This is a genomic window from uncultured Mailhella sp., from assembly GCF_944324575.1.
Taxonomy (GTDB): Bacteria; Desulfobacterota; Desulfovibrionia; order Desulfovibrionales; family Desulfovibrionaceae; genus Mailhella.
In genome coordinates, this window is sequence record NZ_CALUWV010000009.1 from 24,427 (window position 1) to 46,530 (window position 22,104).

The following is a 22,104-nucleotide window of genomic DNA, read 5'->3' on the forward strand; positions in this document are numbered from 1 at the left end:
ATGAAAACTTCGCAGGAACTTACCTTCAACGATCTGTCGAGGGAAGAAGGGCTGCTCACCACGGTTGACGTGAATACCCTCCGCCCCATGCCCGTCGACTACCAGACCTTCCCCTGGAAAGTCATCACCGACGCTCAGAAGAAGCAGTACTGCTGCCTTCTGGACGACATCAACGTTCTGCTCATTCCCGTGCCTCAGACCAAGGCCGAGGAAGAAGAGATCGTCAATCGCTTCCTTGAAGGCGTGCGCAAGCTCTTCACGCCCGAGAACAACTGGACCTGCCTCGCCATGCTCGACACCACCATGGACTACTGCGCGCAGTGCAACTCCTGCTCTGCCGCCTGCCATCTGTACGAGATGTCCAACGAGCATGAAATGTATCGTCCGAACTTCCGCTCCGAGCTGTTCCGCCGCATCTACAAGCAGTATGTGAAGAAGGAACCCCTCGCCAAGTGGCGTTACGGCGACACCGAGCTCAACTGGAAGACCGTCGTGCGTCTGGCCGAGCTTTCCTACCGCTGCAACCTGTGCCGCCGCTGCGCCCAGGTCTGCCCCATCGGCGTGGACAACGGCCTCATCGCCCGCGAACTGCGCAAGCTCTTCAGCCAGGAATTCGGCTGGAACCCCCGCGAACTGCATGAAAAGGGCACCAAGCTCCAGCTCGAGGTCGGTTCCTCCACCGGCATGAATCCCGAAGTCGTGCAGGAAACCGTGGAATTCATCGACGAAGACTACGTCGAGACCACGGAATACGAATTCAAGACCCCCTGGGACGTGCCGAACGCCGACATTCTGCTCATCCACAACGCCGGCGAAATGCTCGCCTGGCCCGACAACATCGCGGCCTTCTCCCTTATCTTTGAAGCCGCCGGTCTGTCCTGGACCCTGAGCTCCGAAATCGCCGGCTACGACTCCGTGAACTACGGCGTGTTCTACGACGACGTGCAGGCCGCCCGCGTGGCCATCAAGCACGCCGAGGCCGCCAAGAAGCTCGGCGTCAAGAAGATCGTGCTCGGCGAATGCGGTCACGCCCACAAGGCTCTCACCGTCATCGCCGACCGCATCCTGCCCCCCGATCTGAACATCCCCCGCGAAAGCTGCTTCCCCGTGCTGCGCGACATCGTGCTCGGCGGTCGTCTCAAGCTCGACCCCAGCCGCAACAACTTCCCCGTGACCCTGCATGACCCCTGCAACCTGGTGCGTCTCATGGGCGTGGTGAAGCCTCAGCGCGACGTCCTGCACGCCATCTGCCCGCAGTTCCGCGAAATGACCCCCCACGGTGTGGAAAACTACTGCTGCGGCGGCGGTTCCGGCTTCGCCATCATGACGCGCAACAACATCAACGAATGGCGCATGAACATCACCGGCCGCAAAAAGATGGAACAGATCTGCGGCGCCTTCAAGGACTGCCTCGGTCCTGAAGTCAAGAAGTACATCTGTGCTCCCTGCTCCAACTGCAAGGGCCAGATCCGTGAACTTCTTGAACAGAACAACCTCCTTGAGAAGAACGGCATGCAGTACGGCGGCCTTGTCGAGCTCATCGTCAACGCCATGACCGACGTGAAGCCCGGCTTCATCAAGTGGGAAGAAGAATAATGACAACGGCGGGAGGAAGGCTCTTCCTCCCCTGAACGCGAAAGGGCGGGAGCTTCGGTTCCCGCCCTTTTTCTGTGCTCTTCATGCGGTATTCTCCATGCCTTTGCGCGCTGCGTGCAGAAGCCGGAAGGGAGAGAAGCCCCGGAGTATGCTGCCTATTCCGTTGCGGTGCAGGGCATTGGCAGGCGTCGAATTGCTCCGACGACGCACAGACAAAGGCGACAATGCCCCGTGTTCTTCCTACTCTTCTCTGCCTCTTCCGTTGCAAGGCGGAGCTGCCTCCGTGACGGCGCGCTCTTTTGCAGGGCGCTTTGCTGCGGCGTCCCGGGGAGTGCCCCTGGCCCCGTGGCCGGAGGGCGCGCGTGCGGGAAAGGACGCCATGTTTGCGCGCCGCAGGTGGGATGACTCGGAATGCCGTGCCGTCATGCGTGCAGACGCAACGCCGGAGGATAAAGGGTGCTTTTGTTCTGTCGGCTCATGCATGCGCGGGCATATTCCGTCCGCCTTTTGCGCAAAAAGCCCGCAGACAAACGTTTTTACGCCCTCCGGTTGTGGACAGTGCAAAATAGGTAGAGTATAACTCAGGTAAATTTGACGCATCTTTCCCGGACGGCGTCAGATGAACGCAAGGCTTGCGGGAGGGGGACACTATGGATTTTGTCTGGACCTGTTTCATGGTCGCGCTGGGCTGGTTGTTCGGCGGTGTTGTCGGAGGCGCTACGGGCATAGGAGCCATCATGGTGGCCATGCCGCTCATGACGGCGGTCATCACTCCCGGCGAAGCCGTACTGGTGTCCTGCCTCACGGGATTGTACGGAACGATTCATCTTTCCTATTCCTACCGCAAGGCCTGCTGCTGGAGGGAAATACGGGATCTTGTCATCGGCGCCGTGCCTGGCTGCTTCGTGGGCGCGCTCGTGCTTCGCATCGCGTCCATGCAGGTTCTGCAGCTCATGGTCTGCGCCATGCTGGCCTGCTTCATTACCATGCAGCTTTTTCGCAAGGCGGCAGCCTATCGTCTGCCGGATTCCACGATCGTGGGCGTGGGCGCGGGCTTCATCTGCGGTTTCGTGAGCGGTTCCGTAGCCATGGTGGGCGCGCCGCTCGGCATTTACGTGCTTATGAAGCACTGGTCCCCCGACAGGGCGCGCGGCAACATGAGCGTGTTCTATCTGTTCACGGGCATAGCGTCCGTCGTTTCTCAGGCCGTTGCCGGACTGTATACGGTTCCGCTCCTTCAGGTGTCGCTTGCCGGCGTTGCGGGCTGCTTCATCGGTCAGGTTGCGGGCGTGCGCCTCGGACGACGCATAGATCAGAAGCTTTTTCAGCGCATCGTGCTGGTCTTTCTGGCCGTGGCCGCCGTCATTTTATTCGTTCGTGCCATGGGATGGTAACAATTCCGCGTTATCCTTTACCTGAAACATCCCGTTTCCCCCTTCCCAAGGGCGGATTTCGTGATTATGGTAATGCTGACTGTACCCGGCCTGCACGGCATGGCCGGAAAGTCGATAACTCAGCCAACAAGGAAAAAACATGAACAAGTGGAAAACCTTTGCCCTCTGCGCTGCCTGTCTGGCCACGCTTTCCTTTGCCATGCCCGATTATGCGGAAGCCGCGCGTATCGGCGGCGGGCGGAGCTTCGGCAGTTCCTCCATCATGAGTCGTCCGGCCACGCCTCCCTCGGGTGCATTCCGCGGCGGCTCGTCGTCCGTGCAGCGTCAGGCTCCCATGGCCAGCACGGCGAACGGCGGCGCGGCCACCATGGCGCGCAGCAACACCGGTCTTCTGGGCGGTCTGTTCGGCGGTCTTCTTGCCGGTACGTTCCTCGGCAGTCTTCTGGGCGGTCACGGCATGGGCGCCGGAATGCTCGGCGGCGTGTTCAATCTGATCATTCTCGGTCTGCTCGTATACTTCGGCGTCAAGCTGTTCCGTCGTTTCCGCTCAGGTCAGAGCGATGCCGACAGCCGTCAGACCTATCAGAGCTATGAGGCTCCCCGCAGACAGGAAGCCTCCGGACAGTACAGCCAGGGCGGTGCCTGGGACAGTCTGCGTTCTCAGCAGCCTGTGCAGCAGGCAGCGGAACAGGGAGAAGGCGAAGTGGTGCTTCCCGCCGACTTCGATCAGGATGAATTCCTGCGCGGAGCCAAGGCAGCCTATACGCGCCTTCAGGCCTCGTGGGATCGTCGTGACCTTGACGACATCGCCAACTTTGCCACTGAAGACGTCATGCGCGAGCTTCGTGAGCAGCTCAAGACCGATCCCGAGCCCGGCAAGACCGAGATTCTGCTCGTGAACGCTTCGGTCATCGAAGTGCGCGACGAGGGCGATCTGCGCCGCGTGGCCGTGTACTTCGACGTGCTCATGCGCGAAGATCAGCGTGCTGCCCGTCCCGAGCAGGTACGCGAGGTATGGCATTTTGTGTGCTCCAGAGCCGAGGGCGACAGCTGGAAGCTCGACGGCATTCAGCAGCTTGCCTAGCAGCTTGAGAAAAGGGCGTTTCGGACGCGCCTTTTCATGATGAACAGACAGCCGGTTTCTCCGTTTCGGGGAGACCGGCTTTTTTGCGTTCTTTTCTGACGTCGTGCCGCACCGAAGGCCTGTCTGACCTGCGAGGATACTGCCGAAGACGTTTCCGGAGCAGAAGCGGATGATGGAACACGCTCCCGGAGCACGGAACGACGGGCTTTGGAGTGTGTTCCCGTTGCCGTTTGCACAAAAGAAGTTAGTATCAGCGTTTTGCCATGATTACTCACGGCTGCCTGGGGTCTGCGGCGCTCCCTTATCATGGGTGTTCTGCTAGTGTGGGGACTGTTCCGGGATGATCCGGGCAAGAAACACGGAGAGCGCGTCATGAAAAGATTGCTTTCTCTTTTGGCTTTTCTGGCTTTGTCGGTTCCTTCTGCTGCCTGTGCCGACTGGTTTTTCGTTCGCGGTTCCGGCGAAACGGCGACCTTTGAATCCACGGCCCGTCCCACCGTGGCGGTGAAGGCGTCGCCCGGGTTCACCACCGTGGCTCAGGGCAAGATGTCCGTCATGCTGTCAGGGGAACGGCAGCTTCCGCGCACGGATCCCGGCACGGTGTGGTACTGCCTGAGCGCCAGAGACGGTGCGCAGCTCGCCGTGGCGCTGGCCGACGCCGGTTCCCGGCACTGGTATCCCGGCATCATGGAAACCAACCTTGAGTTTCTTCCCGTGCTGTACCGTTGCGGCGGCGACAGGCCGGGCAGCGTGACGCAGCGGGTGTTCATCCGTCCCGTGCAGCTCGATCCGTGGATGGGGGCGTTCGACAGAAGCGGCAAGGGCTGGACAGCAGGCGTGTTCGTCAGTCAGTACGAGTGGATCGTGAACAACGGAGAATGCAAGCTTCTTGTGGAATATCGCGAGCCGTATGCCTCTGAACGCTGTCCCATCGTGGACGACGCGCAGCTTCGCGCCTTTGTTCAGCGTGCGGACACGGCCTTTTCGGCGCGATTCGGTGAAAACGGAGACATTCCCGTTTCCGGCGTGCGGCCCTACGCCTGGGGGCATGAAGGCATATCGTCGAATCTGCTCGGCGTCGTGCTCGGATCCACCATGGAATATCCGTTTTAATCGGCATGCAAAGGTGACTTTCCTGTCCTTCGTCGTGCGGAAGTCTCCCGGTAACCGGAGCGATTGCCCGGGATAGTCGTGCGAGGCGGGATGTTCAGGGCAAAATGACCGAAGGGAGGACGGCGCGTTTTCCGCTTCCTCCGGGCATGGAATGGGGGGCTTCATCTTTTGCGGAACGCGGCCGGTTTCTCCGTCTCGCACGGGGAACCGGCCTTTTTTCTCGCCCATGCTCTTGACTTGGCGGACCGGCGTCTTATGTGACTGTTGGGCCCGCACGCAGTCGGGCCCTTCATTCAGTCATGACCGGTCGGCGGCGAATCCGCAGGTCCGGAAGCATATCAGGAGGCCATCTCATGGCGGAAACCACCCATCAGTTTCGCGCGGAAACGTGCAAGCTGCTCAACATTCTTACCCATTCCCTGTATACCAATCACGAGATATTCCTTCGTGAACTTCTTTCCAACGCCTCCGACGCCCTGGAGAAGGTGCGCTTTCTTCAGACCACGGGAGCTGAGGTACGCGATCCCGAGCTGCCGCTTGAAATCCGCATCACCACGGACAAGGACAACCATGTCATTACTGTTGCCGATACCGGCATAGGCATGACGGAACAGGAACTGATCGACAACCTCGGCACCATCGCCCGTTCCGGTTCCGAAGAATTTCTGAAGGCTCGCGAGGCGGAAAAGGCCGCGGCAAAGCCTGCCGACGAGGAAAAGCCCGCCGAAGAGACGAAGGCTGACGATGAGGACGAAGAAAAGTCCATCAATGCCGAAGAGCCCATCGTCGAGCACGACGACAGCAAGCCCGACGATGCTTCCCAGATCATCGGTCGTTTCGGCATAGGCTTCTATTCCGTGTTCATGGTGGCGAAGAAGGTGGAAGTCACCTCCGTGTCCGCCACGGGCGACGGCGTACCGCACGTGTGGACGTCCGACGGCACGGGCAGCTTCACCATCCGCACGCTGGAAGGCGCGGAAGCTGAAGGCGTGAAGCGCGGCACCTGCATCAGAATTTTCCTCCGCGATGAAGCGCACGAGTACGAGGAAAAGTTCCGTCTTGAGGGCATCATCCGCAAGCATTCCAACTTCCTGCCCTTTGCCATCCAGCTTGACGGAGAGCGCGTCAACACCACGGCGGCGCTGTGGCGCGAGCCCAAGTTCTCCATCACGAAGGAACAGTACAACGAGTTCTACAAGTTCCTTACCTACGATCAGAAGGAACCTCTGGACGTCATTCACTTTTCCGTTGACGCACCCGTGCAGTTCAACTGCCTGCTCTATATTCCCGGCAGCACCGTGGACGTCTTTGACGAGCGCAAGGACGAATGGGGGCCGGATCTTTACGTGCGCCGCGTACTCATAGACCGCCACAACAAGGAGCTTCTGCCCAGCTACTTCGCCTTCATGAAGGGCGTAGTGGACACCGAGGATCTTCCGCTCAACATTTCCCGCGAAACTCTGCAGGAAAACGTGGTGCTGCGCAAGATAGGCCAGACCATCACGCGTCAGCTCCTCACTCATTTCGAGCGCCTGGCCAAGAACGATCCCGAGAAGTACGAGACGATATGGAAGCTGCACGGCAAGTACATCAAGTTCGGTTTCGACAGCTATCAGTACCGCGACCGCGTGGCTCCGCTGCTGCGTTACTATTCCACAGCTCAGGAAGACAAGTTCACGAGTCTTGACGACTACGTTTCCCGCATGAAGCCCGACCAGAAGGAAATCTGGTACGTGGCCGCCTCGTCCATGGAAGCGGCAAAGGTCAATCCTCACCTCGGACAGTTCCGCCGCAAGGGGCTGGAAGTGCTGTACCTCACCGATCCGGTGGATGAGTTCGCGCTCGAAGCCATCATGGAGTACCAGAAGCATCCCTTCAAGTCCGTGGAGCTTGCCGAAGCCGGAGCGCTGGACGCCTTCCCCGATGTGGAAAACGCCGAGCCGAAGCCCGAACCCCTGTCCGAAGAGCAAAAGCCGGAGCTTGACGCCCTCATAAGCGCCGTGAAGACCATTCTCGGCGATCAGGTGAAGGACGTGCGCGCAGCCACCCGCCCCATCGACGCAGCGGCCTGCCTCGTGTCGCCCGACGGCGTGACGTCGTCCATGGAAAAGCTCATGCGCGTCATGCAGAAGACCGACGGCATCCCGCAGAAGATTCTTGAACTCAATCCCGACAACGCACTTGTGCGCTCTCTCATGCGCATCTGCAGGGAAGGGGCGGAGGACGACACCTTCAAGGACATGGTGAACGCCCTGTTCGACACTACGCTTCTGCTCGACGGCTACATGAACGAGCCCTTTGCCATGGCCGAGCGCAGCATGCGCCTGCTGCGTCAGGCTGCGGGCTGGTATTCCGACCTGCGCAAGTAACCTCAAGGAGAAAGCCCATGTACTACGACCTTCTCATTCACGTGGACGACAACGATCCCGCCCGTCTCAATCTCGCTTTCAACAACGTGGCCAACTACCGTGCCGGTCTGCCGGGCGAGGAATTTCGCGTGGTCATGGTGGCCAACGGTCCGGCCGTGCAGCTCTTCACCCGCGAAAACAAGGCGCTTGCCGAACGCGGCGCGAAGCTCATGGCCGAAGGGCTTTCCATCAGGCTGTGCAACAATGCGCTGACTACGTTTAACATATCCCGTGCCGATCTGTGGGAAGGCTGTGAAGTCGTGCCCGCGGGCGTAGTGGAAATCGTGAAGCTTCAGCGCGAGGGCTTTGCCTTCCTGCGTCCGTAGACCGTCCTGTCTGCGGCAGCGCACGCCACATTTGCCCATACCTCTGACGGGGCGGAGAAATCCGCTCCGCTTTTTTTTAATCTTTGGAGCCGCATTCTCCGGCAAAGGAGCTTTTGAGGGGGAGCTCCGGGGCGTGCCTTTTCATGAAAAAAGGGCGGACGTTTCGGCCTGTGTCCCGGCAGCAGCCGGAAAATCCTGCGGCAGGCACTATCGGGCAAGAAGTAAAGAGAATCGTATCTGGAGGCCTGCACGGTTCCTGCTATTCTGACCATGAACCCGAAAGGCCGGGAATACGGATGCGACGCAGCGCGTTGCCGTACGACGGCATGGACAGGCATTTCATGTTAAATCGCCATGGTGAAGGAAGTGTTCTCTTCACCGGGCAAGGGAGTTCTCTTATGAAGAAAGTCGGCGCTCTTGGAACCATGCTTCTTGCGGGAATGACCATGTTCTCTTCTTCCGTGGCTCTTGCCTCTTCGGAAGAAGTTCTCGACAGACGAGCCGCAGCGGCAAGAAACATGCAGAAGTTCCTCGGCACGGAAACGTCGTCGCTCTCCGCCACCGATCCCGAGTTCGCCGCCATGCGCGACAGACTTCTCTACGGAGAAATTGCGGATCACGGCACGCTTTCCGACGCACAGCGGGAACTCGTCACGCTGGTGGTGCTCGTTGCCGGTCAGACGCTGGATGACTTCAAAACGCACGTAACCGCCGCGCTCCGCGTGGGTGCGAGCCCCGTGGAGATACGCGAGGCCGTGTACCAGTGCGCGCCGTACGTGGGCTTTTCCCGCGCCGAAGCCGCGCTTCGCCTCATGAACGAGGTGTTCACGCAGCAGGGCATTGCTCTTCCTCTGGAAGCACAGGGCACCGTAACGGAGCAGACGCGCTACACCGACGGCCTTGCCGTACAGAAGTCCATTTTCGGCGACGCCATAGACACCATGCACGAAACCTCGCCGGAAGATCAGAAGGCCATTGTTCAGAACTATCTTTCCTCCTGGTGCTTCGGCGACATTTACACCCGAAAGGGACTGGATCTGAAAATGCGGGAGCTTCTGACCTTCTCCGTCATCAGCGCCTTCGGCGGATGCGACGCGCAGGTTCGTTCCCACGTGCAGGGCAACCTTGCCGTGGGCAACACCAGAGAGAACATGATCGACGCGCTGGCCCAGAGCCTGCCCTACATCGGCTTTCCCCGCACGCTGAACGCCCTTGCCTGCGTGAACGCCGTCGCGCCCGCCGCACCCGCAGCGAAGTAGGGGCCCTTCTTCTCATCCGCACGGGAGAACTGTTCCCCTCGCGTTTACCTCTGTCCGTGAAAAGCACGGCAGTCTTTCCCTGCAATCTTTTTCCGGCGGCCTTCCCCCGTCCGGTCTTTTCTGGAGCATACATGATGAAAAAGGAACATTCTGCCTATCCTGAATCGTTCAGTCGTCGTGACGGCGGCCTTTCGACCTCAAGGCGCGCCTTCTTGAAAACGCTGGTTCTCGGAGCGTTGGCGGTGCCTGCGTCCGCGCTTTTTGCCAGAACCGCCTTTGCCGCTCAGGCGGGAGGAGACAACGTGCTCATCATTTATTTTTCTCATTCCGGCAATACCCGCAGACTGGCGGGATTCATCCATGACCGCGTGGGCGGCCGGATGGTCGAGCTGAAGACCGAGCGGCCCTATCCCGAAGATTACGACGCCGTGGTGGACGAGGCGAAGAAAGAGCAGGAGGCGAACGCCCGGCCCGCCATCACCACCACGCTTGACGGACTCGACAAGGTGGACACCGTGTTCATCGGCTATCCCAACTGGTGGGGCACGCTGCCCATGCCCTTCTTCACGCTGCTTGAGCGCTATCCCATGGCGGGAAAGACCGTGATTCCGTTCTGCACCCACGAGGGCAGCCGCTTCGGGCGCAGCGAGAGGGATTTGCGCAGTCTCTGCCCGCAGGCCCGCCTGCTGGAAGGCTTCGAGGTGCGGGGGTCCCGTGTTTCCGGCGCGGAAAAGGACGTGGCCGAATGGCTGACCGGCCTCGGCCTGACGGCGGCCCGGTAGCTTCCCCCCTCTTTTAGTCTTGGACAGGGGCCGCCCTTCGCGCCGGCCGGGGGAATTTTCCCCCGGCTTTCGGATGAGGCGCGCCGCTGTCGCGGACAATCTTGCGCGTTGAGGACGGCGCGGCGTTTCTTCCCGGAATCCATGTCGCCGTAGCGTGCATCGGCGCTGCCGGACTGCCGAAGCGTTTTCCCGCTATGAAAAAGCCCCGTTTCCGGGGCTTTTTTTATGGATGCATGAGCAATCAGGACAGACCGGACAACAGTCTTCTCCGGTTCATGTCCCGAAGCGGCGGTTCGCCGAACACTCTCTTGTATTCTCTGTTGAACTGAGTCACGCTTTCGTAGCCCACGCTTATCGCGGCGCTCGAGGCCCGTTCGTGTTCCAGAAGCATGAGTCTCTGTGCTTCATAGAGGCGAAGCTGCTTCTGGTACTGCAGGGGGCTGAGCCCCGTGAGCAGCTTGAAGTGGCGATGCAGGTTGGAGGCGGACATATTGACCTTGCGCGCCAGATCATCCACCCGGAGCGGATGCCTGTAGTTTTCGTGTATCCAGTTGATGGCCTGCAGAACCTGATGATTCTGCGTACCAGGGGTGTTGAGCTGGCGCAGCAGGCCGCCGTGCGGACTGATGAGCAGAAGATAGTGAAGCTCGCGTAGCATCATGGGTGCGCGGAAGGGAATCTGTTCCGGCTTTTCCAGAAGCGTGACGAGGCGAAGGAACATTTCCGAGATGTCGGCGTCGGCATCTGCCACGGACACGCCGGGACTCTCTTCGTCACGGGGGGCAAGTGTGTCCTTCATCTCCATGGAGAGGGAGGCGAGAAGTTTTTTGTCGAGATACAGATACACGAACAGAAAAGGGTGTTCAGGGGTCGGCTTTTCCACATAGGAGGCAATGGGCATGTCGACGCCTGCCACCACGGACTGCCCCTGGGCATACACATATTCCTGTCCGGCCATGACGGAATGTTTCGTGCCCTGCACCACGAGTCCCACGAGCGGTTTTTCAAAGCACTGCTCGGGCGTGCTGCCTTCTTCTCGTCGGACGAGGTGCAGTCCTCCTATGGCGGTGGAGACAATGCCGGGCCTGTCCAGATAGTGAAGCAGCTTTTCCTTCAGCTCCTGTTGCACTCTGGCGTTTTTTTGCGGTTCATTTGACATGGAAGCATGACCTCCGCGTGTCTGAATGCCTGTCGGGTGCGGCATGGACTGCCTGAAAGAAGAACGGACGTTTCCCGACGTTTCGGTGCAGGAAATCGCCCGTACCGGCAAGTCGGCATCACGTCATCTGTTCCCACCAGCGGGAAAAGCCCGGCATGGGCTGGTCAAGGAAGACGACGTCGCCGATGACGGGCGTGACCAGCGAAAACTTTTTGTCTGCCGCGGCCGCGGTCACGCGGCGGAAGGGATCATCCCAGGAGTGATACGCCAGGGAGAATTTGCCCGCGTGCGCCGGCAGAAAGGCTTTGGCCCCCATGTCCTGTGCCGCCTGCACCGCTTCTTCCGGCGTCATATGGATGTACTTCCATCGTTCGTTGTACTGGCCGCAGTCGAGCAGCGCCAGATCCGGACTGCCGAATCTCTGCGCTATGTCGGCAAAGTGCGGGCCGTATCCGCTGTCGCCGCTGAAGAACACGCGCCTTGCCGTCGATTCCAGCATGAAGCCCGTCCACAGCGTTCTGTTTCTCGTGAGAGAGCGGCCGGAGTAGTGACTTGCCGTGGTGAGCGTGACGCGCACGTTTTTGCCGATTTCCACGCTGTCGCCCCAGTCGGCCTCGTGCACGGCGCTTCGGGAAAAGCCCCATCGTCTGAAATGAGCGCCCGTGCCGAGTCCGCAGACGACCATCTTTGTTTTTTCCTTCAGCGCCATGACGGTGGGATAGTCCAGATGGTCCCAGTGGTCGTGGGAAATGAGCAGACCGTCGACGGGGGGCAGATCACGCGCCGTGAGGGGAGTGGTCCCCGCAAAGGCCCGTGTGCTGAAGGATACCGGCGCGGCGTGATCGCTGAATACCGGGTCGATAAGAAAACGCCGTCCTCCGAGATGGAGAAGAAAGCTGGAGTGACCGAGCCAGATCACCGCGTCCCTTGAGGCGTCGAGTCTGCTGAAGTCGGGCGTGCGGGACGGCACGGGGCACGGAGGCTCGGGATCGGTCTTTTTTTCCACGAGAGAGCGGATGAGCGCTCCGACAAAGCTGCTGCCGTCGCTGAGCACGGGGCGGGGAATGAGATTGCGGAACTCTCCGTCGGCATAGTGCGGAGAAAGGAGAATGCGCCGCATCTCCTCCCCTTCGGGCAGGGCGCCGAACTTCTCCTGACCAAGAAAGCTCAGCACCCCGCCTGCGCCCGCGCCCGCGGTGACGGCGCCTCCGGCAAGAATGCCGAGAAACTTCCGTCGATTCATCGGCCGTCTGCTCCGTCGGCGCGCAGGCCGAGTCCGAGCCGGTAGGCCTGTTCGGGGAAGGGCGTGCCGTTGATGGAACCTTCGAGCCATACGCCGGGGGCGATGACGCGTCCGGCGTCCTGCCAGCCGAGGTATTCCAGAAGCACGTCGTAATGGGTGAGTATGGGGCTTTCGTTCCGTTTTGAGTTGTTGGCGTAGGTCATGAGCAGCACGGCCTGCTTTTTTACGTGAATGGATCCGTTTATGGCGTAGAAACGGTCGATGACGGCCTTGAGCTGGGCGGAGATGCCGAAATAGTACATGGGCGTGACGAAGGCCACGAGGTCGGCCCCGACGATATGCTCGCGCACGAAGGAAAAGTCATCGTCGAACACGCACGGGCCGTTCATGCCGCAGCTGTTGCAGCCGGTGCAGGCATGAACGTTGCTGTGTGCGGCGTCGAAGCGCGTCACGTGGTGGCCCGCCTCGCTGGCGCCTCGTATGAAGTGTTCGGCAAGAGTGTTGGAATTGCCGTGCCTCCGGGGACTTCCGGTAAGAACCAGTATGTTCATCCCGTGCTCCTTGCTGTTTTCTGCGGCAACGGCGGAAGAGGTGCGCAGAAAAGCGCCGTGCATAAGGGCGCTTCCCGCCGCGGCGGCCGTCGCCATGAGGGATGTTCTGATGAAGCTGCGTCGATCCATGAGAGCTCCTTCTTGCTTTTGCGGGAAGGACGTACGGCGGCATGGCCGCCTTTTCATTGCACGGTATCGTCGACGGGGAAGTGCAGCTAGATACTATCCTTTCGATTAATTGCCCGATTCTTTCAAGCCGGGAAGAAATGCAACGCGGGAAAAAAGAAAAGCGCCGCCCGGAGGCGGCGTTTTCTGCTCAGGAGGCTGCCTTTTGTCCGCCGCTGAAAGATGGGAGGGACGGCGGATAAAAGGCGGAAAAAGGTCAGGCCGGAACGACGGCGTGTTCCTTTTCCAGGTATTCGTTGTATTCCCGGCGCAGCGTCTCCACAAGCTCGTGCACGGAGACAATGCTGTTCACTTTGGCCACGTTGGAGCCGCAGAACACGAAGCCCTTGTCGAGATTGCCCTTCATGGCGTTGATGAGCGCGGAGGAAATGCAGTAGGGCGTCGTGGAGGGATCGCAGGTCTTGATGCAGTGGAACACGCATTTGAAGGGTTTTCTTTTGCCTTCGCGGGCGGATTCGATGAAGTCGTTTCTGAGAGCCCGTCCCGGCATGCCCACGGGGCTGTGGATGATGGTGACGTCTTCTTCTTTCGCGTTCACATAGGCCTGTTTGAAGCGCATGTCGGCGTCGCATTCATCGGTGGCCACGAAACGGGTGGCCATCTGCACGCCGGAAGCGCCGAGGGAGAGCATTTTCGCAATGTCCGATCCGCTGAACACGCCGCCGCCCGCAATGACGGGAATGGCGCGACCGGCCTTGTCTTCCAGAGCCTTTGCGGCGTCGACTACGCCGGAAACCAGATTTTCGAGCGCAAAGGAAGCATCGAAGATATGTTCCTCGGAAAAGCCGAGATGACCTCCGGCCTTGGGACCTTCGAGCACGAAGGCGTCGGGAATGAGGCCGGTTTTGTGCATCCATTTCTTGGCTATGAGCGTGGCGGCGCGTCCGGAAGAGACGATGGGCACGAGCTTGGTGCGGAATTCTTCCTTCTTCTGCGCGCAGGTATCCAGAAAGATCTTCGGCAGATCCATGGGAAGTCCGGCGCCGGAAAAGACGACGTCGGCGCGGGATTCAATGGCCGTGCGCACCATTTCCGCAAAGGTGGTGAGTGCGACCATGACGTTCACGCCTATGATGCCCTTTGTGGCGGCGCGGGCCTTTTCGATTTCGCGGCGCAGCGCGCGTACGTTGGCTTCCACGGGGTTGGAGGCCACGTCGGGCTCACGCATGCCCACCATGGCGCCGGCAATGACGCCTATGCCGCCTTCATTGGCCACGGCGGACGCCAGGCCGGAAAGAGATATGCCAACGCCCATGCCGCCCTGAACGATGGGCGTGCGGGCGACAAGGTCACCTATTTTCAACGCAGGGAAAGACATGAAAAACCATCCTTCCGTTCTCCTGAGAGAGAAGCGGAGTTGTTCGTTATAAAGAGCTCGTCCTTAAGAGCGGGACCATTGTAAAACCCCTTTTGGTTTATGACAAGGGGGGAAGAAAAAATACAGTTATTACCGGATAAGCATTAAAAGCCGTCAGTTCAGACGGTTAGTTGTAAATTTAACGGTATTTTCAAAAAAAGGGCGAAAAATTTTTTGATGCGTTTTCAACAGAGATTCCCCAGATAAAAGAAGGCTGGAACGTATGTGGAAAGGCATTGTTGCGTGAATGTGACAAAAAGGCCATGACGATACGTTTTTGTTTTGTATGCGGGCCCCGCTTCGGCGCATGAAAGCATGCCCGGCGGACGTGTCTCTGGAACGGGGGAGTCCTCCTGGCAGGGGGGCAGGGCTCTGGAAAGCGTCTTTGCCGGGGAAAACGACGGTTATGGACTCTTTGCTTCTTTTGGCGTAAGGAAGAAGGCTATGCCGACGGCAGGACCCGAGGCGTAACGGAAAAACAGGATATGCGTGTGAAATCGTCCTATGCGGAAACGCTGGCCTTTGACGACGCCTCTCTGGCCAGTCAGCTTTTCGGCCCCCTGAATGCTCATCTGGAACTTATTGCCGACGCTTCCGGCGCGGATCTGCAGACCCGCGGAACGGAACTGACCGTGAGCGATCCGCGTCCGGCGCAGCGGGAACTTCTGCTCAATCTTTTCACGCAGGGGTACGGGCTTCTGCGCAGCGGGCATACCCTGCGCGGCGAAGACCTGCTTCAGGGCTATGAAGAGCTTCTGCGCAACCCCCATGCCGACATAAGCAGAATGTTCCGCGAGGCGAGCGTCATTGTTTCTCCCCGCAAGAGTATCATTGCCCGCAATACCGCACAGCGGCAGTATATGGAGCTGCTGCGGCGCAACGAGCTCGTGTTTGCCACGGGACCTGCGGGCACGGGCAAGACCTATCTTGCCGTGGCCATGGCCATTTCCATGCTTGCCGCCAAAAGAGTGAAGAAGATCGTGCTCACCCGGCCCGCCGTGGAAGCGGGAGAAAAGCTCGGCTTTCTGCCCGGCGACATGGAAGACAAGGTAAATCCCTATCTGCGTCCGCTCTATGACGCGCTCAGCGACATGCTCGGTCCCCAGGGCTTTGCGCAGAAGCAGGAATCCGGCGTCATTGAAGTCGCGCCGCTTGCCTTCATGCGCGGCCGCACGCTCAACGACGCTTTTCTTATTCTCGACGAGGCGCAGAACACCACGCGCGAGCAGATGAAGATGTTTCTTACCCGCATGGGTTTCGGTTCCCGGGTGGTGGTTACCGGCGACGTGACGCAGATAGACCTTCCCCCCGTCAACAGAGCCTTTCTGCGCGAGGGCGAAAAGGAAGGGGAAACGCGTTCGGGACTCGTGCACGCCCTGAAGGTGCTCGACGGCGTACGCGGCGTGGCCTTCCATCATTTCCACAGTTCCGACGTGGTCCGTCATCCGCTGGTGGGCCGTATCGTGGAAGCCTACGATATTTATGAAAAAAACTAGGAAGAAATCGCCGGTCAGCGTTTCCCAGCTTCTGGGACACTCCCGTTCCATGTTCCTGCATCATCATCACGACTGGGGGCTTCTGTCCCTGGCTGCGGCGCTGGTGTTCATGTCGCTTCTGTGTGCGATTCAGCCTGGACGCACCTCCAGCGTGGTCTATCCCGCCGGTGAGATTGCCGCGCACGACGTGGTTTCCGACAGGGATCTGCTTGTGGAGGATCCGCAGGCCACGCAGCTTCGCCGTGACAGGGCGCTCGCACTCCAGCCCATGGTCTTCGACATCGACAAGAAGGCCATGGAGAGCTTCCGGGAAGAGAGTCTCGGGCTTCTGGACGAGATCAACAAGCGCGGGCTGGACAGCGCGGGGCTTGAGCACGTGCGCCGCGCCTTCAATGAGCGGCATCTTTCCGATGTTTCCTCCTCATCCTTCCGGCTGCTCACGGCCTCCTACGTGCAGGAATATCTGCTCGGCACGCTCATTCCGTGGATGGAATCCACTCTGGCAAACGGCGTCATTGCCGACATGCGGCAGATAGCCAACACCGACAATGCCGTCATCGTGCGCGACCTCGACAGCGGCACGGAAATCCTGCGCACGCAGGCCGGGGGACTCAAGGATCTGCGCTCGTTTCAGGTGGCGCTCGGCCGCAAGCTGCGCGCCGAGGGAAAGCTCAATTCCCGTGTCAAGATAGCGCTCCAGGAAATCATGCCCCTCATGGTGGTGCCCTCGCTTGCCGTGAATCAGGAAGTCACGAGCCAGCGCAACGAGGAAATGCTTGCCGCCGTGGAACCCGTGTTCTACAAGGTGCAGCCCGGCGAAGTGCTCGTGCGCGCGGGCGACATGGTGACCCACGAACAGCAGATCAAGCTTCAGGCGCTGTTCCGCGCCGCGCCCGGCGTGGTGGACTGGCACGTGTTCGGCGGCTGCGTGGTACTGGGCATTTTTCTGCTGCTCGGGCTTTTCATCACGCCGAGCGGCAACAAGGGCACGGTGCTGCGCACCAAGGATCAGAATCTCATAGCGCTGCTTCTTGTGGTGTTCGGCGTGGCGGCCTGGTGCACCATGTACGTGCTTGCGGCCGCAGCCTCGGCATCCACGGCGCACATTCTCGCCTTTGCCTTCCCTGTGGCGGGCGGAACCGGCATGGCTGCGCTCATCTTTGCCGCGCGCCGCTACTGCACTGTGGGGCTCATGCTTTCCTTCTTTGCCACGGTCATATTCCGCGGCGACATTGCGCTGTTCTTCTTCTATTTCATGTCGTCCATGACCAATACCTGGCTTGTGCTGCGCGCGCAGAACCGGCAGGACGTCATATGGGGCAGCGTGCCGCTGCTTCTCTGGATGCTCATGACCGGCTTCGGCGCGGCGCTTTTCATCCACGTGGAATGGTCGCAGATGCCGCTTCTGCTGCTGGCGCTCGTGTGCAACGCCGTGGGATCGCTTTTTCTGCTCTTCGCCCTCAGCCCCGTTCTTGAAATGCTCATGGGCTACACCACGCGTTTTCGCATGATGGAGCTCATGAATCTCGAGCATCCGCTGCTGCAGGAACTCATGATGACCGTGCCCGGCACCTATCATCACTCCCTCGTGGTTTCCAACCTCGTGGAGGCGGGAGCGGCGGCCATAGGCGCCAACAGTCTTCTGTGCAAGGTGGGCGCGCTCTATCACGACATCGGCAAGATTTCCCGCCCCGAGTATTTCGTGGAAAATCAGTTCGGCGGTCCCAATCCGCACGACAGGCTTTCTCCGGCCATGAGCGCGCTTATTCTTTTCTCCCACGTGAAGCAGGGTGCGGAACTTGCGGAAGAATACCACCTCGGTCGCGAGATCACCGACATCATCGTGCAGCATCACGGCACGCGCGGGGCCATGTATTTCTACAACAAGGCTCTGCAGATGGGCGAGAATCCGCGTCTTCAGGACTATTCCTACCCCGGTCCGAGACCGCAGACCAAGGAAGCCGCCATCGTCATGCTGGCCGACTCCGTGGAAGCCTCGAGCCGCACGCTGGTGGATCCCACGCCTGCGCGCATCCGCGCTCACGTCACCAAGATAGTGAAGGGCGTGTACGCCGAAGGACAGCTCGACGAGTCCGACCTCACCTTTCGCGATCTCAACAAGCTCATCGACAGCTTCGTGCGCATCATCATCGGGCTTTTTCATCAGCGCATCGCCTACCCCGAGGAAAAGTCCGATCCGCACAGAAACGCCCGAAAGAACGAGGAATGCCGTCGCGAGGAGGCCGAGGACCTGCGCCCAGAATGGGAGATATCCTCCCCGCAGAAGCAGGAAAAACCTTCCCGCACGCCGTCCGGCGCGGAGGAACGTTCCGCCTCTGCCGGTGCAGGAGCACAGGAACAGGGCGTCTCTGAAGCGGGAGAGGCAGAGCGCGTCAGGCCGTCCGGAAACGGAGAGACCCCCGGCACGGAAGGCGCATGCTCCGCCGCGCAGAGCGGAGGAGCGAAAGAGAGGAACGCGCTGCCGGAAGGTTCCGGCACCGGGGAGAAGGACGCATGAGCGGAATGACCGGCCTCGTCGTGGATATGCGTCGTCCCTGCCTGGTCTGCCGCCGGGAATGGCTGAATCTTCTTTCTTCCATGCGCGAGGCCGCAGACGAGGCGGGCATGCTGCCCTCGGAACCGAACGGCCCCCGCGCCGGGGAGAGCGCCAGGGGACGGGAACCTGCGGCAATGGGCGTGCTGCTCATCGTGGCGGGCGACGGCGACATTGCCGAGGTGAACCTTCGTAATCTCGGCTGCTCCGGCCCCACCAACATCCTGAGCTTCCCCGGCGGAGAAGGGGAGATAGGCACGCTCTTTCTCAGCGTCGATACGCTGGAGCGCGAAAGCGTGCTCTACGGACAGGATGCGGCCGAGCACGCAAGACGGCTGCTCGCCCACGGCATGGGCCATATTCTGGGGTTCGACCACGGTCCGGACATGGACGAGTTCTGCGCGTATCTGGAAGAATCCTGTCCGCTTCCGGGAAAGACGCAGGAATAGACTCTTGACGTTCCGCCCTGCGTAGTACAAGCTGAAAAATCCTTTTCGTCATCAGGCGGGCCTTCCGTGCGAGCGGCCCGCACATCTCATATATCGGAGACAACATGGCCAGAATACAGAATGAACACCGTTGCGGCTGGGTCGCGCTCATGGGACCGCCCAACGCAGGCAAGTCCACGCTGCTCAACGCCCTGCTCGGGCAGAAGATCAGCATTGTGACGTCCAAGCCGCAGACCACGCGCAGCCGCGTGGTGGGCATCATGTCGGAGCCGGGCGCGCAGGTCATCTTCATGGATACCCCCGGCGTGAATCATTCGCGCCAGCAGCAGCGCGGTCACCTCAGCAAGATGATGAGCCAGGCCGCCTGGCAGAGCATGGCTGCCGCCCACGCCATCATGCTGGTGCTCGACTCGGAACTCTACATCCGCAGACCGGAATTTCTCGACCGCGACATACAGTCCCTGCGCGATGCCCTTGTCGACGACGAGCGCCCGCTGCTCGTGGTGGTGAACAAGGTCGATCTTTTCCACGACAAGTCGCGCATGCTGCCTCTTCTGGTCACGCTTCAGGAATACTTCCCGAATGCCGAAGTCTTCCCCATGTCCGCACTGACCAAGGACGGCCTCGACGAGCTCAAGAAGATCATCACGGACATGATGCCCGAAGGCGAGTCTCAGTTTCCCGAAGATCAGCTCTCCACCGCGCCCACGCGCTTTCTTGCTGCGGAAATCGTGCGCGAGAAGGTGTTCGAGCGTCTGCGTCAGGAGGTTCCCTACACCACGGCCGTGGACATCGAGGCCTGGGAGGAGGATCCGGAGCGCGACCTTACCGTCATTCACGCGGTGATCTTCGTGCAGCGTCCCTCGCACAAGGCCATGGTCATAGGCCGGGCGGGCGCAACCATCAAGGAAATAGGCACGGAAGCCCGCCGGGACATTCAGAAGCTCATCGGCGGCAAGGTGCATCTTCAGCTCTGGGTCAAGGTAAAGGACAACTGGGCAGAGGATACCGAGCTGCTCCACGACCTTGGTCTGGAAGACGATTAGCATTTCAGGGGTCGCCTAAGGGCGGCCCTTTTCGCAGACTTATCGAGCGCCCGAAGGGGCGAAAGGCTGGATGAACATGACGTTGCTGGAAGAACGCTGGAGAGGAGTGCTGGACAACATGGCCGAGGCCGTGCGGAGAGCCGGACGAAAGGATGGCAGCGTGCGCCTCGTGGCGGTGTCGAAGTTTCATCCCGCGTCGGACGTTGCCGAACTGTGCCGCCTCGGACAGAAGGACTTCGGCGAAAACTACATTCAGGAAGCCCGTGCCAAGCAGGGGGAGCTTGCGCAGCTTGATATCCGCTGGCACGCCATAGGCCCGGTGCAGACCAACAAGGCCAGAGAAGTGGCCGGGCATTTCTCGCTTCTGCACACGCTCGACCGCGTGGATCTCGCGCGTGCCCTTGTGCGCCGCCTGCCCGAAGACGGCACGCAGGACGTTCTCATTCAGGTGAACGTGGGCGAGGAACCGCAGAAGTCCGGCGTCCTTCCGGCCGCGCTTGCGCCCCTTTTCGACGCGCTTCTTTCAGGCGGACTTATTGGAGCCGAAGGCCCGGGGCTTCGCGTGCGCGGGCTCATGTGCCTGCCGCCGCGCTGCGGTGAGGGCGAGCAGGCAAGGCCTTACTTCGTCATGCTGCGCCGTCTGCGCGACGACATGGAAAAGCGCTTCGGCCTGCCTCTGCCCGAGCTTTCCATGGGCATGTCGGGCGATTACCGCGAAGCCATAGAGGAAGGAGCCACGCTCATCCGCGTGGGCACGGACATCTTCGGGCCGAGACCGGTGAAGGGACGGACGCTGTAGACGCGCATCGGATATCGTCTGTATTCAGGCAAAAAGAAGCCCGGGAGCGGAAAGCTTCCGGGCTTCTTTTTGCCTGGCGACCGAGGCGGGCGGACGCGACCGTGCTTCGGCGGGTCTGCACCCGGCAGGACGGAACACGGCGCCTGCACGACCGAAAACGCCCGGCAGGGACGCGACGCCTTTTGGCGCCGTTCAAAAGCGGGCGCAGCGCGGCAGATTCGGTGACAATGCGCGACGACGCCTACATTTCCAGAGAGCGGGCGAAGCTGGCAATGAGAATGGCTCCGGCCTGCGCCACGTTGAGGGAGTCGAAGTCGCGGCGGAAGGGAATGCACAGGCTGCATTCGCAGTGCTTGAGCACGCCGGGGCGCACGCCCTTGTCTTCGTTGCCGAGCACCAGAAGGGCGGGCAGGGGCAGCTTTTCCGTGAGAGGATTCACGCTGTCGTCGACCTTCTGCGCCGCGCAGGTGACGAATCCTGCGTCCCGGGCTTCCTTGACGGCACGGGAGAGATTGACCACCTGAGTGATGGGCAGTCTTTCCAGCGCGCCTGCGGCCGAGCGGCGGGCGCCGGGGCCGAGAAAGGCACTGTTGTGCCTCGGCAGGATGAGGCCTGCGCCGCCCATGGCAAAGAGCGTGCGGGCAAGCGTGCCCACGTTGCCGGGATCCTGCACCTGATCGAGCGCCACCATGAGCGGCAGAGGCGCGTGCGCGGCCTGTTCCAGAAAGGTTTCCCACGGCGTGAACGCGGCGTCGCGCAGGCGCGCAATGACGCCCTGATGTCCCGCATGGGCGGCCATGCGCGAGAGCGTGTCGTCGTTCACGAGGGAGAAGCGCACGCCGTACTCACGACACAGATCAAGCAGCCGGGAACTTTCGGCGCTGGCGCGTCCCTTGCGCACATACACCATGTCCACCTTCTCCGGCTCGCGTTCCAGAAGCTCCAGCACGGGCTTCATGCCCGGCAAAAAATTTTCCATATCTTTGTCAGTCGTCGTCATTATAAGTTATTTCCGCTGGATAACGTTAAAAAATCGGGCATGGGGCGGTCACGGCCGATTGAATCTCCGCCCTTTTCAAGGTATTCTTGCCCCTTATTGGGAGCAGGTCGCGGGAAACATTCCTGTTTCTTTTCCCCGGTCGCCCGCCTGTTCTGGAAAGCCGACGTGTTTCCGGTCTGCGGGCATGTGTTTTTTTCGGCCTTCGGGGCATGTTTTTGGCAACGTGCTCTCTGGCTGGTATCCTGCTTTTGTTCGAGATGCAAGTCCACATGATGGAGCGCTGACATGAAAATTGGCAAACT

Annotated in this window: 20 protein-coding genes; 14 read left to right on the forward strand and 6 right to left on the reverse strand. The window is 60.4% G+C overall.

The window, feature by feature from the left end; translation table 11 throughout:
• The 8 genes from Q0J81_RS02170 (at position 1) to Q0J81_RS02205 (ending at position 9,962) form a co-directional block, all read left to right on the forward strand.
• A complete protein-coding gene (locus Q0J81_RS02170; RefSeq protein WP_294445787.1) occupies positions 1 to 1,596 on the forward strand; it encodes a (Fe-S)-binding protein in 1,596 nt (531 codons plus the stop codon).
• Between the two features lie 650 nt (positions 1,597 to 2,246).
• Positions 2,247 to 2,990 (forward strand): sulfite exporter TauE/SafE family protein, encoded by a 744-nt coding sequence (locus Q0J81_RS02175; protein WP_294445788.1) that lies wholly within the window; start codon positions 2,247 to 2,249, stop codon positions 2,988 to 2,990.
• Between the two features lie 139 nt (positions 2,991 to 3,129).
• On the forward strand, positions 3,130 to 4,074 hold the full coding sequence (locus Q0J81_RS02180) for a TIM44-like domain-containing protein (protein WP_294445789.1): 945 nt from the start codon (positions 3,130 to 3,132) through the stop codon (positions 4,072 to 4,074).
• A 372-nt stretch (positions 4,075 to 4,446) separates the two neighbouring features.
• Entirely contained in the window at positions 4,447 to 5,187 is a 741-nt protein-coding gene (locus Q0J81_RS02185) for a DUF4851 domain-containing protein (protein ID WP_294445790.1), read from the forward strand.
• A gap of 353 nt (positions 5,188 to 5,540) precedes the next feature.
• Complete coding sequence (htpG, locus tag Q0J81_RS02190; RefSeq protein WP_294445791.1) at positions 5,541 to 7,556, forward strand: molecular chaperone HtpG; 2,016 nt, start codon at positions 5,541 to 5,543, stop codon at positions 7,554 to 7,556.
• Between the two features lie 17 nt (positions 7,557 to 7,573).
• Positions 7,574 to 7,921, forward strand: coding sequence for a DsrE family protein (locus Q0J81_RS02195; protein WP_294445792.1), 348 nt, complete (start codon positions 7,574 to 7,576; stop codon positions 7,919 to 7,921).
• 398 nt (positions 7,922 to 8,319) lie between these two features.
• Positions 8,320 to 9,180, forward strand: coding sequence for a carboxymuconolactone decarboxylase family protein (locus tag Q0J81_RS02200; RefSeq protein WP_294445793.1), 861 nt, complete (start codon positions 8,320 to 8,322; stop codon positions 9,178 to 9,180).
• A gap of 131 nt (positions 9,181 to 9,311) precedes the next feature.
• A complete protein-coding gene (locus tag Q0J81_RS02205; RefSeq protein ID WP_294445794.1) occupies positions 9,312 to 9,962 on the forward strand; it encodes a flavodoxin in 651 nt (216 codons plus the stop codon).
• 241 nt (positions 9,963 to 10,203) lie between these two features.
• Here the strand turns inward: Q0J81_RS02205 and Q0J81_RS02210 are convergent, their stop codons facing one another.
• From Q0J81_RS02210 to Q0J81_RS02220, 3 genes are all read right to left on the reverse strand, one after another.
• Positions 10,204 to 11,121: an AraC family transcriptional regulator gene (locus Q0J81_RS02210; protein ID WP_294445795.1), complete on the reverse strand. Its 918-nt coding sequence runs from the start codon at positions 11,119 to 11,121 to the stop codon at positions 10,204 to 10,206.
• A 118-nt stretch (positions 11,122 to 11,239) separates the two neighbouring features.
• Positions 11,240 to 12,364 (reverse strand): MBL fold metallo-hydrolase, encoded by a 1,125-nt coding sequence (locus Q0J81_RS02215; RefSeq protein WP_294445796.1) that lies wholly within the window; start codon positions 12,362 to 12,364, stop codon positions 11,240 to 11,242.
• Positions 12,361 to 13,044, reverse strand: a complete 684-nt coding sequence (locus Q0J81_RS02220; RefSeq protein WP_294445797.1) for a flavodoxin family protein — start codon at positions 13,042 to 13,044, stop codon at positions 12,361 to 12,363. The genes Q0J81_RS02215 and Q0J81_RS02220 overlap by 4 nt, the downstream gene beginning before the upstream one ends.
• 41 nt (positions 13,045 to 13,085) lie before the next feature.
• Here Q0J81_RS02220 and Q0J81_RS02225 point away from each other — a divergent pair, with 41 nt between their 5' ends.
• Positions 13,086 to 13,283, forward strand: a complete 198-nt coding sequence (locus Q0J81_RS02225; protein WP_294445798.1) for a hypothetical protein — start codon at positions 13,086 to 13,088, stop codon at positions 13,281 to 13,283.
• Between the two features lie 14 nt (positions 13,284 to 13,297).
• On the opposite strand, the gene Q0J81_RS02230 is transcribed toward Q0J81_RS02225, so the two are convergent.
• Positions 13,298 to 14,419 (reverse strand): nitronate monooxygenase, encoded by a 1,122-nt coding sequence (locus Q0J81_RS02230; RefSeq protein ID WP_294445800.1) that lies wholly within the window; start codon positions 14,417 to 14,419, stop codon positions 13,298 to 13,300.
• A 524-nt stretch (positions 14,420 to 14,943) separates the two neighbouring features.
• On the opposite strand from Q0J81_RS02230, the gene Q0J81_RS02235 reads away from it, so the two are divergent.
• The 5 genes from Q0J81_RS02235 to Q0J81_RS02255 all read left to right on the forward strand — a co-directional run bounded on the left by Q0J81_RS02235 (position 14,944) and on the right by Q0J81_RS02255 (position 20,802).
• Positions 14,944 to 15,954: a PhoH family protein gene (locus Q0J81_RS02235; RefSeq protein ID WP_294445801.1), complete on the forward strand. Its 1,011-nt coding sequence runs from the start codon at positions 14,944 to 14,946 to the stop codon at positions 15,952 to 15,954.
• Entirely contained in the window at positions 15,941 to 18,472 is a 2,532-nt protein-coding gene (locus tag Q0J81_RS02240; protein ID WP_294445802.1) for an HDIG domain-containing metalloprotein, read from the forward strand. The genes Q0J81_RS02235 and Q0J81_RS02240 overlap by 14 nt, the downstream gene beginning before the upstream one ends.
• Positions 18,469 to 18,957: an rRNA maturation RNase YbeY gene (gene ybeY, locus Q0J81_RS12280; protein WP_366937500.1), complete on the forward strand. Its 489-nt coding sequence runs from the start codon at positions 18,469 to 18,471 to the stop codon at positions 18,955 to 18,957. The genes Q0J81_RS02240 and ybeY overlap by 4 nt, the downstream gene beginning before the upstream one ends.
• A 104-nt stretch (positions 18,958 to 19,061) precedes the next feature.
• Positions 19,062 to 20,003 (forward strand): GTPase Era, encoded by a 942-nt coding sequence (gene era / locus Q0J81_RS02250; RefSeq protein ID WP_294445804.1) that lies wholly within the window; start codon positions 19,062 to 19,064, stop codon positions 20,001 to 20,003.
• A 70-nt stretch (positions 20,004 to 20,073) separates the two neighbouring features.
• Complete coding sequence (locus Q0J81_RS02255) at positions 20,074 to 20,802, forward strand: YggS family pyridoxal phosphate-dependent enzyme (RefSeq protein WP_294445805.1); 729 nt, start codon at positions 20,074 to 20,076, stop codon at positions 20,800 to 20,802.
• Between the two features lie 241 nt (positions 20,803 to 21,043).
• On the opposite strand, the gene Q0J81_RS02260 is transcribed toward Q0J81_RS02255, so the two are convergent.
• Positions 21,044 to 21,781, reverse strand: a complete 738-nt coding sequence (locus tag Q0J81_RS02260) for an RNA methyltransferase (RefSeq protein ID WP_294445806.1) — start codon at positions 21,779 to 21,781, stop codon at positions 21,044 to 21,046.
• A gap of 20 nt (positions 21,782 to 21,801) precedes the next feature.
• Positions 21,802 to 22,104 (reverse strand): hypothetical protein (locus Q0J81_RS02265; protein WP_294445807.1); only part of this gene is annotated, 303 nt, incomplete at its 5' end.

Coding starts and splice junctions, on each gene's coding strand:
- htpG (WP_294445791.1), top strand. CDS start 5,541: ATGGCGGAAACCACCCATCAGTTTCGCGCGGAAACGTGCAAGCTGCTC.
- Q0J81_RS02175 (WP_294445788.1), top strand. CDS start 2,247: ATGGATTTTGTCTGGACCTGTTTCATGGTCGCGCTGGGCTGGTTGTTC.
- Q0J81_RS02220 (WP_294445797.1), bottom strand. CDS start 13,044: ATGGATCGACGCAGCTTCATCAGAACATCCCTCATGGCGACGGCCGCC.
- Q0J81_RS02210 (WP_294445795.1), bottom strand. CDS start 11,121: ATGTCAAATGAACCGCAAAAAAACGCCAGAGTGCAACAGGAGCTGAAG.
- Q0J81_RS02235 (WP_294445801.1), top strand. CDS start 14,944: ATGCGTGTGAAATCGTCCTATGCGGAAACGCTGGCCTTTGACGACGCC.
- Q0J81_RS02255 (WP_294445805.1), top strand. CDS start 20,074: ATGAACATGACGTTGCTGGAAGAACGCTGGAGAGGAGTGCTGGACAAC.
- Q0J81_RS02180 (WP_294445789.1), top strand. CDS start 3,130: ATGAACAAGTGGAAAACCTTTGCCCTCTGCGCTGCCTGTCTGGCCACG.
- Q0J81_RS02200 (WP_294445793.1), top strand. CDS start 8,320: ATGAAGAAAGTCGGCGCTCTTGGAACCATGCTTCTTGCGGGAATGACC.
- Q0J81_RS02225 (WP_294445798.1), top strand. CDS start 13,086: ATGGCCGCCTTTTCATTGCACGGTATCGTCGACGGGGAAGTGCAGCTA.
- Q0J81_RS02170 (WP_294445787.1), top strand. CDS start 1: ATGAAAACTTCGCAGGAACTTACCTTCAACGATCTGTCGAGGGAAGAA.
- Q0J81_RS02205 (WP_294445794.1), top strand. CDS start 9,312: ATGATGAAAAAGGAACATTCTGCCTATCCTGAATCGTTCAGTCGTCGT.
- Q0J81_RS02185 (WP_294445790.1), top strand. CDS start 4,447: ATGAAAAGATTGCTTTCTCTTTTGGCTTTTCTGGCTTTGTCGGTTCCT.
- Q0J81_RS02195 (WP_294445792.1), top strand. CDS start 7,574: ATGTACTACGACCTTCTCATTCACGTGGACGACAACGATCCCGCCCGT.
- Q0J81_RS02230 (WP_294445800.1), bottom strand. CDS start 14,419: ATGTCTTTCCCTGCGTTGAAAATAGGTGACCTTGTCGCCCGCACGCCC.
- era (WP_294445804.1), top strand. CDS start 19,062: ATGGCCAGAATACAGAATGAACACCGTTGCGGCTGGGTCGCGCTCATG.
- Q0J81_RS02240 (WP_294445802.1), top strand. CDS start 15,941: ATGAAAAAAACTAGGAAGAAATCGCCGGTCAGCGTTTCCCAGCTTCTG.
- ybeY (WP_366937500.1), top strand. CDS start 18,469: ATGAGCGGAATGACCGGCCTCGTCGTGGATATGCGTCGTCCCTGCCTG.
- Q0J81_RS02260 (WP_294445806.1), bottom strand. CDS start 21,781: ATGGAAAATTTTTTGCCGGGCATGAAGCCCGTGCTGGAGCTTCTGGAA.
- Q0J81_RS02215 (WP_294445796.1), bottom strand. CDS start 12,364: ATGAATCGACGGAAGTTTCTCGGCATTCTTGCCGGAGGCGCCGTCACC.